Source organism: Enterobacter sp. B79-1, from assembly GCF_057444735.1.
Genome location: NZ_JBYAZJ010000013.1, coordinates 14,984 through 29,174 on the forward strand (window position 1 = coordinate 14,984; position 14,191 = coordinate 29,174).

Genomic DNA, 14,191 nt, shown 5'->3' on the forward strand with positions numbered 1-14,191 from the left:
TATTCTCTCAGCTTAGTCGCTGTCCTGAGGTTGGTAGCGAATTATACGGAACAGGATTTCAGGCGAGATGATTTATCTTAAGAATCATTAAGAAATTACTCATTATTTTTATTTTATCAACTTTTGTTATGTTCGGGAGGAGGCAGGGCGAAACGAGGAAGAAGCTTTTCGCCCTGGACAGCATCCGTTGCTGACGAAAGCAGAATAGAAAAACCGGGCACCTGTTCACAACTGCCCGGTGTTTATCTCAGAAGACGCCTCGTCATTTTTTTACGTAGTTGCAGCACATTTCAACGTAATTGCGAGGCGCGTCCCAGCCAGCTGTCCCAGTCTTTCCAGACAGGCTGAAGCCCCTGGGCGATCAGCGCTTCAGCGACGGCTTCCGGACGTCGAGCATCGTGTGGCGCAAACTGCTCCAGCTCCGAACGATCGTCGGCGTAACCGCCCGGCTGCGTTTTGGAAAACGCGCTGACGTTGTTAATCGCAAGCGGGATAACGCGATCGCGAAACGCCGGGGATTCACGCGTTGAGAGCGATAATTCAACGTCCGGGGCGAGCAGGCGAAACGCGCAGATAGTTTGTACCAGTTGGCGCTCATCCATCACCGAGGCCGGTTCGATGCCGCCTGTACACGGACGCAATCTGGGGAAAGAGATGGAGTAGCGACTCTGCCAGTAATGCTGCTGGAGCCACAGCAGATGTTCCGCCACCAGATAGTTATCCACTCGCCAGTTGTCTGAAAGCCCCGTCAGTGCGCCGAGGCCGATTTTGTCGATCCCGGCGCGTCCCAGCCTGTCCGGCGTTTCCAGCCGGAAGAAAAAGTCCTGCTTTTTCCCCTTCAGGTGATGCCGGGCGTACGTCGCCTCGTGATAGGTTTCCTGGTAGACCATGACCCCGTCCAGCCCAAGCGTTTTCAGTTCTGCGTACTCGTCCTGCGACAGGGGCTGCACTTCCATCTGCAACGATGCAAACTCACGGCGAATAGCCGGAAGATGCTGACGGAAATAGTCCATTCCCACCTTCCCCTGATGTTCGCCCGTGACCAGCAGAAGATGCTCAAAGCCCATTTCACGAATGGCCGCACACTCGCGCGCAATCTCACCTTCATCGAGCGTTTTGCGCTTAATGCGGTTGCTCATGGAGAAGCCGCAGTAGGTGCAGTCGTTGGCGCACAGGTTTGAGAGGTAGAGCGGAACGTAGAAGCTCACCGTGTTGCCAAAGCGCTGGCGGGTGAGCCGCTGCGCGCGCTGCGCCATCGGCTCAAGGTAGGCGCTGGCAGCCGGTGAAAGCAGGGCCATCATGTCTTCGCGGGTCGGATGACGCGCGTTTAACGCACGCTCGACATCCGCAGCCGTTTTGCTGTTGATGCGCAGGGCAATATCGTCCCAGTGGATCTGCCGCCAGCGATCGGTAAACGAGGTCATCAGAGCGCCTCCAGGAAACCGGTCAGCGGGCTGGTGGCCTGCGCCTGAACACTGCGGGAGCCGGGGCCAGACTGCCGTGCCAGCAAACCTGACTCCACCGCCAGGCGAAACGCGCGCGCCATCGTGACCGGATCGTCAGCCACCGCAATAGCCGTGTTCACCAGCACCGCGTCGGCGCCCATCTCCAGCGCCTGCGCGGCATGGCTTGGCACGCCAATGCCCGCATCCACCACTACCGGTACGTTGGCCTGTTCGATGATGATCTCCAGCATTGCCCGGGTTTCCAGCCCCTGGTTGGAGCCGATGGGGGCGCCCAGCGGCATGACGGCGGCGCAGCCGACCTCTTCCAGTCGTTTACACAGGACCGGGTCGGCGCCGCAGTAAGGCAGGACGGTAAACCCTTGCTGCACCAGTTTTTCAGCTGCCTTCAGCGTTTCGATGGGGTCGGGCAGCAGCCAGCGCGCATCCGGGTGAATTTCCAGCTTCAGCCAGCGGGTGCCGAGCGCTTCACGCGCCAGCTGTGCGGCGAAAATCGCCTCCTCGGCCGTTTTCGCGCCGGAGGTATTCGGTAAAAGCGTAACGCCAGCCTCCAGCAGCGGCGCCAGAATGGCATCGCTATGATGGCGCAGATCAACGCGCTTTAGCGCCAGCGTCACCAGCTGGCTGCCGCTTTCACGGATGGCATCCACCATCAGCTGCGGCGAGGCGAATTTTCCAGTTCCTGTAAACAGATGCGAATCAAAAACTTTATCGGCAATACGTAACATTTCAGCCCCCTGCGATGACCTGAAACAGCAGGATCTGGTCGCCTTCATTGACCTGCTGATGTTCCCACTGCTCGCGCGGCAGGATCTGTTGATTGAGCGCCAGCGCCGTTCCCGGCTTGAGCTGGCGTAGCCTTTCGAGCAGCACGGCAACGGTAAGTCCGTCATCGCACTTCATTGGCTCATCGTTAAACAGAATGCGCATCGCGGCCTCCGCATACCGGGCAGCCGCTGGCGCGGTGCAAGGCCAGATGGCGCCAGCCGCTTGAGCGGGCATCAAACAGCCGCAGCGTATTACGTTCCGTCTCCATGCCGCTGAGCAGCTTGATGGCCTCCAGTGCCTGCAGCGTGCCCATCATACCAACGACTGGACCGAGAATGCCTGCGGTGCGGCAGTTACGCTCTGGCTCGGCATCGTCCGGCCACAGGCAGCGATAGCAGCCCTGCGCCCACGGAGGCGTCAGGACCATCATCTGTCCCCCGAAACCGACCGCGCTGGCGGTGATAAGCGGCGTGTTATGTGCCACACAGACGGCGTTAATCGCCTGACGCGTCGCCATATTGTCCGTGCAGTCCAGCACCACGTCGGCAAGGGCAACTTCACGCTGCAGGCGTTCACCACCGAGCCGCTCCTGCAGGGCAATCAGCTCGATGTCCGGGTTAAGCTGGTTCAGCCGCTGCCGGGTGATCTGCGCTTTAGGTTGGTCGATATCCTCCATGGTGAAAAGAATTTGCCGCTGCAGGTTGCTGATATGTACCTCGTCGTCGTCGGCAAGCACCAGCGTGCCGACGCCCGCACCCGCCAGATAAAGCGCGGCGGGCGCGCCTAAGCCGCCCAGACCGACAATCAGCACCCGGCTGGCGAGCAGTTTTTGCTGTCCGTCGATGGCGATATCCTCCAGCAGGATCTGACGGCTGTAGCGCATAAAATCACGATCGTTCATCACCTGCTCCTGCCAGTTGTAACAGCTGTGCGGTCGCGGCCTGCCAGTCTGCGGCCCGGGTGATGGCGCTGACGACGGCGATACTGCCGACGCCGGTCTCCAGCACCGACGGGGCACGTTCAAGACTGATCCCGCCGATGGCGACGGTAGGGTAATCGGCAAGGCGTTTCACATGACTCGCCAGCTGCGTCAGCCCCTGCGGTGCGGAGGGCATCTGCTTGGTTTGCGTCGGGAAGACGTGACCCAGCGCGATGTAAGAGGGACGGGCCGCCAGCGCCACGTCGATCTCCATGTCATCATGCGTTGAAACGCCAAGGCGTAACCCGGCTACACGGATAGCGCTCAGATCCGTTGTTTCCAGGTCCTCCTGGCCCAGATGCACGCCATACGCCTGGTGCTTAACGGCCAGCCGCCAGTAGTCGTTGATAAACAGGCGGGCGTTATGTCGACGCCCAAGCGCGACGGCGGCAACCACATCGGCTTCCACCTCATCATCGCGTTTATCTTTGATGCGCAGCTGGAGAGTGCGAACGCCAGCCTTCAGCAGGCGCTCTATCCACTCCACGCTGTCCACCACCGGATAAAGCCCTAAGCGGAAGGGCACCGGGGGAAAATCGGGCTGGTACATTACGCCTCCTCTTTTTTGAGGTAGATTTCGCCGCCTTTGGCGCGGAAGGTTTCTGACATGTCCGCCATACCCACTTCAATGGTTTGCGCGGCGGCGTAGTCGCGCACCTCCTGGCTGATTTTCATCGAGCAGAATTTTGGCCCGCACATGGAGCAGAAGTGCGCGACTTTGCCCGATTCCTGCGGCAGGGTCTCGTCGTGATAGGCGCGCGCGGTGAACGGGTCCAGCGCCAGGTTGAACTGGTCTTCCCAGCGAAATTCAAAGCGTGCCTTCGACATGGCGTTATCGCGGATTTGCGCGCCCGGGTGGCCTTTCGCCAAATCCGCCGCGTGGGCGGCAATCTTGTAGGTAATCAGCCCCTGCTTAACGTCCTCTTTGTTAGGCAGGCCGAGGTGCTCTTTCGGCGTCACGTAGCAGAGCATGGCGCAGCCGAACCAGCCGATCATCGCCGCCCCAATGCCTGACGTGAAGTGGTCATAGCCCGGCGCGATGTCGGTTGTCAGTGGCCCCAGCGTGTAGAACGGCGCTTCGTGGCAGTGCTCCAGCTCCTCGGTCATATTGCGGCGGATCATCTGCATCGGCACATGGCCTGGGCCTTCAATCATCACCTGCACGTCGTATTCCCAGGCGATTTTGGTCAGCTCGCCCAGCGTGTGCAGCTCGGCAAACTGCGCTTCGTCATTCGCGTCGCGAATAGAGCCCGGACGCAAGCCGTCGCCCAGTGACAGCGACACGTCGTACGCGGCGCAGATTTCACAGATCTCGCGGAAGTGTTCGTAGAGGAAGTTTTCCTGATGATGGGAAAGGCACCACTTCGCCATGATGGAACCGCCGCGCGAGACGATGCCGGTCAGGCGTTTCGCCGTCATCGGCACGTAGCGCAGCAGCACGCCCGCGTGAATGGTGAAGTAGTCCACGCCCTGTTCCGCCTGCTCCAGCAGCGTGTCGCGGAACGCTTCCCAGGTGAGGTCTTCGGCAATACCGTTGACCTTCTCCAGCGCCTGATAAATCGGTACGGTGCCAATCGGTACCGGGCTGTTACGCAGGATCCACTCGCGGGTTTCGTGAATATAGCGGCCGGTGGAGAGGTCCATTACCGTGTCCGCACCCCAGCGCGTGGACCAGACCAGCTTTTCCACCTCTTCTTCGATGGAGGAGGTCACGGCCGAGTTGCCGATGTTAGCGTTGACCTTCACCAGGAAGTTGCGGCCAATAATCATCGGCTCGGATTCCGGGTGGTTGATGTTGGCGGGGATAATGGCGCGACCGGCAGCCACTTCGTCACGCACAAATTCCGGCGTGATGTTCTCCGGCAGACGAGCGCCAAAGCCTTCGCCCGGATGCTGATAGCGCAGTATTTCGCTACGGATGCGCTCGCGACCCATGTTTTCGCGGATGGCGATGAACTCCATCTCCGGCGTGACGATGCCCTGGCGCGCGTAGTGCAGCTGGGTCACGCATTTGCCCGCTTTAGCACGTTTTGGCGTCAGCAGGCCGGTAAAGCGCAACTCGTCCAAACCGTCGTCGGCCAGGCGTTCTTTGGTGTAAGCAGAGCTTTGCTCGTTTAGCGCTTCGCTGTCATTACGCGCGTCAATCCACGGCTGGCGCAGCTTTGCCAGACCCTGCTGGACGTTAATTGCCACATTGGGATCGCCATACGGGCCGGAGGTGTCGTATACCGGCACGGCTTCGTTGTCTTCGAACTGCGGATCCTCTTTGCTGCCGCCGATAAGCGTCGGGCTGAGCTGGATCTCACGCATCGGGACGCGAATATCGGCCTGCGAGCCGGAAATGTAGATACGTTTAGAGTTCGGGAAAGCAGTGCCTTCCAGGGTGTCGATGAAGTGTTGGGCCTGTGCGCGCTGTTCGCGGCGGGTCAGTTTTGCAGTAGACATAGCTCATTCCAAAGTGAAGGACATGGCTTGTCAGACGACGGATGAAGCAAGAGAGGATCGCCCTCAGGCGATACAACAGCTGTGTGACTCTTGTTCCCTTCGCAGGTATTAGCCTGATCAGGTTCCGCGGATCCCGAATTAACGGTCTCAGCCCGTGCTTTCACACTGGGCACTCCGACAAGAAAAATCCCCCTCGTGAGAGGGGCGAATGGTTGTAAATTACTCGTTAACGATTAAGAACTCAAGCAGGGCGCGCGACGTTCTCTTCATTGCTGGTATTCACGTCATTGTCCAGCACGAGGGCGATCAGCTTATCTTCCAGCGTGAATCGCTCCTCCAGCGCTTCACCGAGATCGGACAGCGCCTGCTGAAACTCAAGATAGTTATCGTGATCGATGGCGTTTTCGAGCGTGGAATCGTAGTAATCCATGATCTGCTGGGTGTTGGCTTCCAGCAGCGGATAGAGTTTGCTGGCCGCTAAATACGGTGTTGTCCCTTCCATTTCGCGGATAATGCGTTCATAAATATTGAAATGGCCGTCGGACAGGTAGTCGACCAGGCTCTGGCAAAAATCATCCAGCGCTTTTTCATTCAGCCGCATGAACGATTCTTTGCCAGGCTTAATACCGACCAGATTGTAATAAGCCACGAGTAGATGCTTGCGCACGTGTAGCCAGCGATCCACCAGTTTGTTACTTCCTCTAACGCGCTCAGTCAGGCTTTCTAGCTGGTTTAACATGGTCGACTCCGCAAGGTTTAGGATTGAATCTGCTTATCCAAAATGTAACCACAATGCTAACAACATGTCAGTGAAGCGAAGGTAGTGCAATAGATATGGATCGTATTATTGAAAAATCAGATCTGGGTTGGTGGATCGTCAGTCACGAACAAAAATTATGGCTGCCCGCCGGGGAAATCCCTCACGGCACGGCGGAAACGTTCGATCTTGTCGGACAAACCGCGCTGTGGATCGGCGAGTGGCAGGGCGAGCCGGTGTGGTTGATCCAACAAGCGCGTCGCCAGGATATGGGGTCTGTGCGGCAGGTGCTGGATCAGGATGTCGGGCTGTTCCAGCTGGCGGGGCGCGGCGTGCAGCTGGCGGAGTTTTACCGCTCGCATAAATACTGCGGCTACTGCGGTCATACCATGCACCCGAGCAAAACCGAGTGGGCGATGCTCTGCAGCCACTGCCGCGAGCGCTACTATCCTCAGATTGCACCCTGCATTATCGTCGCTATCCGTCGGGAGGATTCCATCCTGCTGGCGCAGCATACTCGTCATCGCAACGGCATTCACACCGTGCTGGCCGGGTTCGTCGAAGTAGGCGAAACGCTGGAGCAGGCGGTGGCGCGCGAGGTGATGGAAGAGAGCAGTATTAAGGTGAAGAACCTGCGCTACGTCACCTCCCAGCCCTGGCCGTTCCCGATGTCGCTGATGACCGCGTTTATGGCGGAATACGATAGCGGCGAGATCGTTATCGATCAGAAAGAGCTGCTGGAAGCGAACTGGTATCGCTATGACGATTTACCGCTGTTGCCTCCGCCGGGCACCGTGGCGCGTCGGCTGATAGAAGATACCGTGGCGATGTGTCGGGCCGAGTATGAGTAGTGTTACACTGAGGCCATGACGCTTAAGGAACTGCAAAAATGACCGAACTGAAGAACGATCGTTATCTGCGTGCGCTGCTGCGCCAGCCCGTTGATGTCACCCCGGTGTGGATGATGCGCCAGGCGGGACGCTATCTGCCAGAGTACAAAGCCACGCGCGCGCAGGCGGGCGATTTTATGTCGCTGTGCAAAAACGCCGAGCTGGCCTGCGAAGTCACGCTCCAGCCGCTGCGCCGCTTCCCGCTGGATGCTGCGATCCTCTTCTCGGATATTCTGACCATTCCGGATGCAATGGGCCTTGGCCTGTACTTCGAAACCGGTGAAGGTCCGCGTTTCACCTCCCCAATCAAAAGCAAAGCCGACGTGGATAAGCTGCCGATCCCCGATCCGGAAGGCGAGCTGGGCTACGTGATGAACGCCGTACGCACCATCCGCCGCGAGCTGAAAGGCGAAGTGCCGCTGATTGGCTTCTCCGGCAGCCCGTGGACGCTGGCGACCTATATGGTGGAAGGGGGCAGCAGCAAAGCCTTCACCATGATTAAAAAGATGATGTACGCCGAGCCGCTGGCGCTGCATGCGCTGCTCGACAAGCTGGCGAAGAGCGTCACGCTCTATCTGAACGCGCAGATTAAAGCCGGTGCGCAGTCGGTGATGATTTTCGATACCTGGGGCGGCGTGCTGACCGGACGCGATTATCAGCAGTTCTCCCTGTATTACATGCACAAAATCGTCGACGGTCTGCTGCGGGAAAATGAAGGCCGCCGCGTGCCGGTGACGCTGTTCACCAAAGGTGGCGGTCAGTGGCTGGAAGCGATGGCGGCGACCGGCTGTGACGCGCTGGGCCTCGACTGGACCACCGATATCGCCGATGCGCGCCGTCGCGTGGGCGACAAAGTGGCGCTGCAGGGAAATATGGATCCGTCCATGCTCTATGCTCAGCCCGCCCGCATTGAAGAAGAAGTGTCGACTATACTGTCTGGTTTCGGCCAGGGTGAAGGCCACGTCTTTAACCTCGGCCACGGCATTCATCAGGATGTGCCGCCAGAACACGCTGGCGTATTTGTGGAGGCGGTGCATCGGCTTTCTGCCCAGTATCACAAGTAAGGAGTGGTTATGGATCTCGCGTCGCTACGCGCTCAACAAATCGAACTGGCTTCATCGGTGATCCGCGAGGATCGTCTGGATAAGGATCCTCCGCAGTACATTGGCGGAGCGGACGTCGGGTTCGAGCAGGGTGGGGAAGTGACGCGAGCGGCGATGGTGGTACTGAAATACCCTTCGCTTGAGCTGGTGGAGTATAAGGTGGCGCGTATCGCGACCACCATGCCGTACATTCCGGGCTTTCTCTCCTTTCGCGAATATCCCGCGCTGCTGGCAGCGTGGGAGCAACTCTCGCAAAAACCTGACCTGCTGTTTGTTGATGGACACGGTATTTCACACCCGCGCCGTTTAGGCGTTGCCAGCCACTTTGGGCTGCTGGTGGATGTGCCGACCATCGGCGTCGCCAAGAAACGCCTGTGCGGCGCGTTTGAACCTCTCTCCGCCGAGCCGGGTGCGCTGGCGCCGCTTATCCATAAAGGCGAGCAGTTAGCGTGGGTCTGGCGCAGCAAGGTGCGCTGTAACCCGCTCTTTATCGCCACCGGTCACCGGGTGAGCATGGACAGCGCCCTGGCGTGGGTACAGCGCTGCATGAAGGGCTACCGCTTACCGGAGCCGACGCGCTGGGCTGATGCTGTCGCCTCCTCGCGTCCGGCATTCATTCGTTGGCAGGAAATTCAGCCGTGATTCAGGTAAACTGCGGCTAATTTTCGATTCGAGACATCATCATGTTACAAAACCCGATTCATCTGCGCCTTGAGAAGCTGGAAAGCTGGCAGCACGTGACCTTTATGGCTTGCCTGTGCGAGCGCATGTATCCCAACTATGCCGCGTTCTGCAAGCAGACGGCGTTTGGCGAAGGCCAGATTTATCGTCGTATCCTGGATTTAATCTGGGAAACGCTGACGGTAAAAGACGCGAAGGTGAATTTTGACTCCCAGCTGGAAAAGCTGGAAGAGGCGATCCCCGCTGCGGATGATTTTGACCTGTACGGTGTCTACCCGGCGATTGATGCCTGCGTGGCGTTAAGTGAGCTGATCCACTCCCGCCTGAGTGGTGAAACGCTGGAGCACGCCATCGAAGTCAGTAAAGCGTCCATTACGACCGTCGCGATGCTCGAAATGACCCAGGAAGGTCGCGAAATGACCGACGAAGAGCTGCGTGCCAACCCGGCGGTTGAACAGGAATGGGACATCCAGTGGGAAATTTTCCGCCTGCTGGCAGAGTGCGAAGAACGCGATATCGAGCTGATAAAAGGGCTGCGCGCGGACTTACGTGAGGCCGGTGAGAGCAATATTGGTATAATTTTTAACCAATGAGACAACAAAACGTGATTTAACGCCTGTTTTGTCGCTCCTCGACTCTTCCCTTCTGCCCCCCGTCTGGTCTACATTTGGGGGGCGAAAAAAAGTGGCTATCGGTGCGTGTATGCAGGAGAGTGCTTTTTTGGCATTTTCGTCGCACTCGATGCTTAGCAAGCGATAAACACATTGAAAGGATAACTTATGAACAAGACTCAACTGATTGATGTAATTGCGGACAAGGCTGATCTGTCTAAAGTGCAGGCTAAAGCTGCTCTGGAATCTACCCTGGCTGCTATTACTGAGTCTCTGAAAGAAGGCGATGCTGTACAACTGGTTGGTTTCGGTACCTTCAAAGTGAACCACCGCGCTGAGCGTACTGGCCGCAACCCGCAGACCGGTAAAGAAATCAAAATCGCCGCAGCTAACGTGCCGGCATTTGTTTCTGGTAAAGCACTGAAAGACGCAGTTAAGTAAGACGCGTGGCAGTGAACAGTTTTAACGAAGGGGCGGCAACGCCCCTTTTGTCATTCTGGCGTGGAACGCTCGCGCTGGCAGGCGTGCTGTTGCTGTCAGCCTGTAGCCACGACTCCTCCCTCCCTCCGTTCACCGCCAGCGGTTACGCGGACAACCAGGGCGCGGTCAGGATCTGGCGCAAAGATTCCGGTGGCGAAGTGCATCTGCTTTCTGCCTTCAGCCCGTGGCATAGCGGCAATACCTCGACGGCGGAATATCGCTGGCAGGGAGATGACCTGTTGCTGATTGAACTCAACGTCTACAGCAAGACCCCCGAACACGTGAAAGTGCGCTTTGACGACCATGGCGAGCTGAGCTTTATGCAGCGTGAAGTCAGCGGTCAAAAACAGCAGCTTTCCAGCGATCAAATCGCCCTCTACCGTTATCGTGCCGAACAAATCCGCCAGACCAGCGATGCGCTTCGTCTGGGCCGCGTTGTGCTGCGCCAGGGGCGCTGGCATGCCGATGGGACGGTGACCACCTGCGAAGGGCAGACGGTCAAGCCTGAGCTCGAAACCTGGGCGACCGAACACATACAACGCCGTCAGCGTCATTCATCAATGGAGGTGAGTGTGGCGTGGCTGGAAGCGCCGGAAGGCTCTCAGCTGCTGCTGGTGGCGAACGAAGACTTCTGCACCTGGCAGCCGACAGAGAAGAGTTTCTGACGTAAATCCCCTCTCCCACAGGGAGAGGGTGTGAAATTACTCGCCCTGCTCACGCGCAATCGCGCGATAGCCGATATCCTGACGGCTAAAGCTGCCGTTCCAGTGAATATCCGCCATCAGCGTATAGGCACGCTTCTGCGCTTCTGCAACGGTATGGCCCAGCGCGGTCGCACACAGCACGCGTCCGCCGTTGGTCAGTACGCGGTCATCATCAGCCAGCTTCGTTCCGGCGTGGAATACCTTCGCGCCTTCAATCTCTTCCAGCGGTAAGCCGTGGATCTCATCCCCGGTGTTGTAGTTGCCAGGGTAACCACCCGCAGCAATCACCACGCCCAGGGACGCGCGATCGTCCCACTCTGAGGTTTTCTCGTCGAGCTTGCCTTCGCAGGCTGCCAGACATAGTTCCACCAGATCGGATTTCATGCGCAGCATGATGGGCTGCGTTTCCGGATCGCCAAAGCGGCAGTTAAATTCGATAACCTTCGGGTTACCCTGCTTGTCGATCATCAGACCTGCGTAAAGGAAACCGGTGTAGGTGTTGCCTTCCGCCGCCATCCCTTTCACGGTAGGCCAGATGACGCGATCCATGGTGCGCTGATGTACTTCGTCAGTCACTACTGGAGCAGGGGAGTAGGCACCCATCCCACCGGTATTCGGGCCGGTATCGCCATTGCCCACACGCTTGTGGTCCTGGCTGGTGGCCATCGGCAGAACGTGCTCGCCGTCGACCATCACGATAAAGCTCGCTTCTTCGCCGTCGAGGAACTCTTCGATCACGATGCGGTGGCCCGCGTCGCCAAAAGCGTTGCCTGCCAGCATATCCTGAACCGCGGCTTCGGCTTCTTCGAGGGTCATCGCGACGATAACGCCTTTACCGGCGGCCAGGCCGTCGGCCTTGATAACAACCGGCGCACCTTTTTCACGCAGGTAGGCCAGGGCTGGCTCCACTTCGGTGAAGTTCTGATATTCCGCCGTCGGGATGTTATGACGCGCGAGGAAATCTTTGGTGAAGGCTTTGGAGCCTTCCAGCTGTGCAGCACCTTCCGTTGGGCCGAAGATTGTCAGACCTGCCGCGCGGAACGCATCAACGACGCCAATCACCAGAGGGGCTTCCGGGCCCACAATCGTCAGATCGATTTTCTCGTTCTGGGCAAAGCTCAGCAGCGCCGGAATGTCGGTCACGCCGATAGCCACATTCTGCAGCGCGGGCTCCAGCGCAGTACCGGCGTTGCCCGGTGCCACGAAGACCGTTTTCACCTGCGGAGACTGTGCCGCCTTCCAGGCCAGCGCGTGCTCGCGCCCGCCGTTACCAATGACTAATACTTTCATTTTCAGCTCCGGGAATTAATGACGGAAGTGGCGCATATCGGTGAAGATCATCGCGATGCCGTGTTCGTCGGCGGCGGCAATCACTTCGTCGTCGCGGATTGAGCCGCCAGGCTGGATCACACAGGTGATCCCTACAGCGGCTGCCGCGTCGATACCGTCACGGAACGGGAAGAAGGCGTCAGAAGCCATGGCGGAGCCTTTTACTTCCAGTCCTTCGTCGCCTGCTTTAATACCCGCAATTTTCGCGGAGTAGACGCGGCTCATCTGGCCAGCACCTATTCCGATGGTCATGTTCTCTTTCGCGTAGACGATGGCATTGGATTTGACGAACTTCGCGACCTTCCAGCAGAACAGCGCGTCACGCAGTTCCTGTTCGGTAGGCTGGCGTTTGGTCACCACGCGCAGGTCGGCTTCTGTCACCATACCCAGATCGCGGTCCTGAACCAGCAGACCGCCGTTCACGCGCTTGAAGTCCAGGCCCGGCACGCGTTCTGCCCACTGGCCGCAAACCAGTACGCGTACGTTCTGTTTTGCCGCGGTGATTTTCAGCGCTTCTTCGGATGCAGATGGCGCGATGATCACTTCAACGAACTGACGGGAGATGATGGCCTGTGCGGTTTCAGCATCCAGCTCGCGGTTAAAGGCGATAATGCCGCCGAATGCGGAGGTCGGGTCGGTTTTGTAGGCGCGATCGTAGGCATCCAGAATAGAGGTGCTTACCGCGACGCCGCATGGGTTGGCGTGCTTAACGATAACGCAGGCTGGCTCGCTGAACTCTTTCACGCATTCCAGCGCGGCGTCGGTGTCGGCAATGTTGTTATAGGAGAGCGCTTTGCCCTGAACCTGCTGGGCAGTCGCAACAGAGGCTTCTTTTACCTCTTCTTCTATATAGAAGGCAGCCTGCTGGTGGCTGTTCTCGCCGTAGCGCATATCCTGCTTCTTAATGAAGTTCAGATTCAGGGTGCGCGGGAAGCGGCCAGAAGGATCTTTGCTTTCACCGTGGTAGGCAGGTACCAGGCTACCGAAGTAGTTGGCGATCATGCTGTCGTACGCGGCGGTGTGTTCGAAGGCTTTGATGGCGAGGTCGAAACGCGTTTCTAGCGTCAGTGACCCTTCGTTGGCATCCATCTCATTAATAATGGTTTCGTAATCGCTGCTCTTTACGACGATGGCCACATCTTTATGGTTCTTGGCCGCGGAGCGCACCATGGTTGGGCCGCCGATGTCGATATTCTCTACGGCATCTTCCAGAGAGCAGCCTTCGCGGGCAACGGTCTGGGCAAACGGGTAGAGGTTAACAACCACCATGTCGATTGGCGCGATGTCATGCTGTTCCATAATGGCGTCGTCCTGACCGCGACGGCCAAGAATGCCGCCGTGCACTTTCGGGTGCAGGGTTTTGACGCGTCCATCCATCATTTCCGGGAAACCGGTGTAATCGGACACTTCGGTTACCGGCAGACCTTTATCTGCTAACAGGCGAGCGGTACCGCCTGTAGAAAGCAGCTCCACACCGCGTGCAGAAAGTGCCTGAGCGAATTCGACGATACCGGCTTTATCAGAAACACTGAGCAGAGCGCGGCGGACTGGACGACGTTGTTGCATGGTAAATCCCCTGGATTTCACGATTACAGAGAGCGTTAGATGAATTTTCCTGCGAAAAACTCATCTAACACACCTGACGGGGCATCCTTGTTAAGCGCGAGCATTTTAACGAAAACGTTTGCGCAACGCTCGCACATTTTCACTTTTTCGTATCATTGTGGATAAGTCTGTGTGTAAAAAGGTATAAGGCGGGGTTTTGCTGTGTAATGCAGCAGTCAGTCATTTTTCTGTCATTTAGCGGTTGCGGCCTGCGGAGAACTCCCTATAATGCGCCTCCATCGACACGGCAGATGTGAATCACTTCACAAACAACCGGGTCGGTTGAAGAGAAAAAATCCTGAAATAACGGGTTGACTCTGAAAGAGGAAAGCGTAATATACGCCACCTCGCAACGGTGAGCGAAAGCCGCGTTGCA

Annotated in this window: 15 protein-coding genes and 1 riboswitch; of the genes, 6 read left to right on the forward strand and 9 right to left on the reverse strand. The window is 57.8% G+C overall.

Annotated features, from left to right (window positions below):
- Positions 1–290: 290 nt before the first annotated feature.
- From thiH to AC2T6E_RS22240, 7 genes are all read right to left on the reverse strand, one after another.
- Positions 291–1,424: a 2-iminoacetate synthase ThiH gene (gene thiH / locus AC2T6E_RS22210; protein WP_214594961.1), complete on the reverse strand. Its 1,134-nt coding sequence runs from the start codon at positions 1,422–1,424 to the stop codon at positions 291–293.
- Positions 1,424–2,191 (reverse strand): thiazole synthase, encoded by a 768-nt coding sequence (gene thiG / locus AC2T6E_RS22215; RefSeq protein WP_265186586.1) that lies wholly within the window; start codon positions 2,189–2,191, stop codon positions 1,424–1,426. The genes thiH and thiG overlap by 1 nt, the downstream gene beginning before the upstream one ends.
- A gap of 1 nt (position 2,192) precedes the next feature.
- Complete coding sequence (gene thiS, locus AC2T6E_RS22220) at positions 2,193–2,393, reverse strand: sulfur carrier protein ThiS (RefSeq protein ID WP_010425940.1); 201 nt, start codon at positions 2,391–2,393, stop codon at positions 2,193–2,195.
- Positions 2,377–3,132 (reverse strand): thiazole biosynthesis adenylyltransferase ThiF, encoded by a 756-nt coding sequence (gene thiF / locus AC2T6E_RS22225; RefSeq protein ID WP_214594963.1) that lies wholly within the window; start codon positions 3,130–3,132, stop codon positions 2,377–2,379. Before thiF ends, thiS begins: the two co-directional genes overlap by 17 nt.
- Positions 3,119–3,760 carry a thiamine phosphate synthase gene (gene thiE / locus AC2T6E_RS22230; RefSeq protein WP_341495581.1) on the reverse strand — a complete coding sequence of 214 codons (642 nt, stop codon included), beginning with the start codon at positions 3,758–3,760 and terminating at the stop codon, positions 3,119–3,121. Before thiE ends, thiF begins: the two co-directional genes overlap by 14 nt.
- Positions 3,760–5,655: a phosphomethylpyrimidine synthase ThiC gene (gene thiC, locus AC2T6E_RS22235; RefSeq protein ID WP_182401868.1), complete on the reverse strand. Its 1,896-nt coding sequence runs from the start codon at positions 5,653–5,655 to the stop codon at positions 3,760–3,762. Before thiC ends, thiE begins: the two co-directional genes overlap by 1 nt.
- A 77-nt stretch (positions 5,656–5,732) precedes the next feature.
- Positions 5,733–5,842: riboswitch (TPP riboswitch) on the reverse strand.
- A gap of 54 nt (positions 5,843–5,896) precedes the next feature.
- The gene (locus AC2T6E_RS22240; RefSeq protein ID WP_010425933.1) at positions 5,897–6,394 is read right to left on the reverse strand and encodes an Rsd/AlgQ family anti-sigma factor; all 498 of its coding nucleotides are present in this window, start codon (positions 6,392–6,394) and stop codon (positions 5,897–5,899) included.
- A 95-nt stretch (positions 6,395–6,489) separates the two neighbouring features.
- Between AC2T6E_RS22240 and nudC the strand changes: the two genes are divergently transcribed.
- From nudC to AC2T6E_RS22270, 6 genes are all read left to right on the forward strand, one after another.
- The gene (gene nudC, locus AC2T6E_RS22245; RefSeq protein ID WP_042715996.1) at positions 6,490–7,263 is read left to right on the forward strand and encodes an NAD(+) diphosphatase; all 774 of its coding nucleotides are present in this window, start codon (positions 6,490–6,492) and stop codon (positions 7,261–7,263) included.
- Between the two features lie 38 nt (positions 7,264–7,301).
- Entirely contained in the window at positions 7,302–8,366 is a 1,065-nt protein-coding gene (gene hemE, locus AC2T6E_RS22250) for a uroporphyrinogen decarboxylase (protein ID WP_010425930.1), read from the forward strand.
- A gap of 9 nt (positions 8,367–8,375) precedes the next feature.
- Positions 8,376–9,047 (forward strand): deoxyribonuclease V, encoded by a 672-nt coding sequence (gene nfi / locus AC2T6E_RS22255; RefSeq protein WP_316468669.1) that lies wholly within the window; start codon positions 8,376–8,378, stop codon positions 9,045–9,047.
- Positions 9,048–9,088: 41 nt separating this feature from the next.
- On the forward strand, positions 9,089–9,679 hold the full coding sequence (locus AC2T6E_RS22260; RefSeq protein ID WP_003862310.1) for a YjaG family protein: 591 nt from the start codon (positions 9,089–9,091) through the stop codon (positions 9,677–9,679).
- 186 nt (positions 9,680–9,865) lie between these two features.
- Entirely contained in the window at positions 9,866–10,138 is a 273-nt protein-coding gene (hupA, locus tag AC2T6E_RS22265) for a nucleoid-associated protein HU-alpha (protein WP_002445246.1), read from the forward strand.
- 11 nt (positions 10,139–10,149) lie between these two features.
- A complete protein-coding gene (locus tag AC2T6E_RS22270) occupies positions 10,150–10,842 on the forward strand; it encodes a DUF1481 domain-containing protein (RefSeq protein ID WP_214594966.1) in 693 nt (230 codons plus the stop codon).
- Between the two features lie 36 nt (positions 10,843–10,878).
- Here the strand turns inward: AC2T6E_RS22270 and purD are convergent, their stop codons facing one another.
- Both purD and purH read right to left on the reverse strand, forming a co-directional pair.
- Positions 10,879–12,171: a phosphoribosylamine--glycine ligase gene (purD, locus tag AC2T6E_RS22275; protein WP_486693246.1), complete on the reverse strand. Its 1,293-nt coding sequence runs from the start codon at positions 12,169–12,171 to the stop codon at positions 10,879–10,881.
- Positions 12,172–12,186: 15 nt separating this feature from the next.
- Positions 12,187–13,776, reverse strand: a complete 1,590-nt coding sequence (gene purH, locus AC2T6E_RS22280; RefSeq protein WP_061716167.1) for a bifunctional phosphoribosylaminoimidazolecarboxamide formyltransferase/IMP cyclohydrolase — start codon at positions 13,774–13,776, stop codon at positions 12,187–12,189.
- Positions 13,777–14,191 lie beyond the last annotated feature (415 nt).

Coding starts and splice junctions, on each gene's coding strand:
- thiH (WP_214594961.1), bottom strand. CDS start 1,424: ATGACCTCGTTTACCGATCGCTGGCGGCAGATCCACTGGGACGATATT.
- thiG (WP_265186586.1), bottom strand. CDS start 2,191: ATGTTACGTATTGCCGATAAAGTTTTTGATTCGCATCTGTTTACAGGA.
- thiE (WP_341495581.1), bottom strand. CDS start 3,760: ATGTACCAGCCCGATTTTCCCCCGGTGCCCTTCCGCTTAGGGCTTTAT.
- hemE (WP_010425930.1), top strand. CDS start 7,302: ATGACCGAACTGAAGAACGATCGTTATCTGCGTGCGCTGCTGCGCCAG.
- thiF (WP_214594963.1), bottom strand. CDS start 3,132: ATGAACGATCGTGATTTTATGCGCTACAGCCGTCAGATCCTGCTGGAG.
- AC2T6E_RS22240 (WP_010425933.1), bottom strand. CDS start 6,394: ATGTTAAACCAGCTAGAAAGCCTGACTGAGCGCGTTAGAGGAAGTAAC.
- nfi (WP_316468669.1), top strand. CDS start 8,376: ATGGATCTCGCGTCGCTACGCGCTCAACAAATCGAACTGGCTTCATCG.
- purD (WP_486693246.1), bottom strand. CDS start 12,171: ATGAAAGTATTAGTCATTGGTAACGGCGGGCGCGAGCACGCGCTGGCC.
- thiS (WP_010425940.1), bottom strand. CDS start 2,393: ATGCGCATTCTGTTTAACGATGAGCCAATGAAGTGCGATGACGGACTT.
- thiC (WP_182401868.1), bottom strand. CDS start 5,655: ATGTCTACTGCAAAACTGACCCGCCGCGAACAGCGCGCACAGGCCCAA.
- AC2T6E_RS22260 (WP_003862310.1), top strand. CDS start 9,089: ATGTTACAAAACCCGATTCATCTGCGCCTTGAGAAGCTGGAAAGCTGG.
- purH (WP_061716167.1), bottom strand. CDS start 13,776: ATGCAACAACGTCGTCCAGTCCGCCGCGCTCTGCTCAGTGTTTCTGAT.
- hupA (WP_002445246.1), top strand. CDS start 9,866: ATGAACAAGACTCAACTGATTGATGTAATTGCGGACAAGGCTGATCTG.
- nudC (WP_042715996.1), top strand. CDS start 6,490: ATGGATCGTATTATTGAAAAATCAGATCTGGGTTGGTGGATCGTCAGT.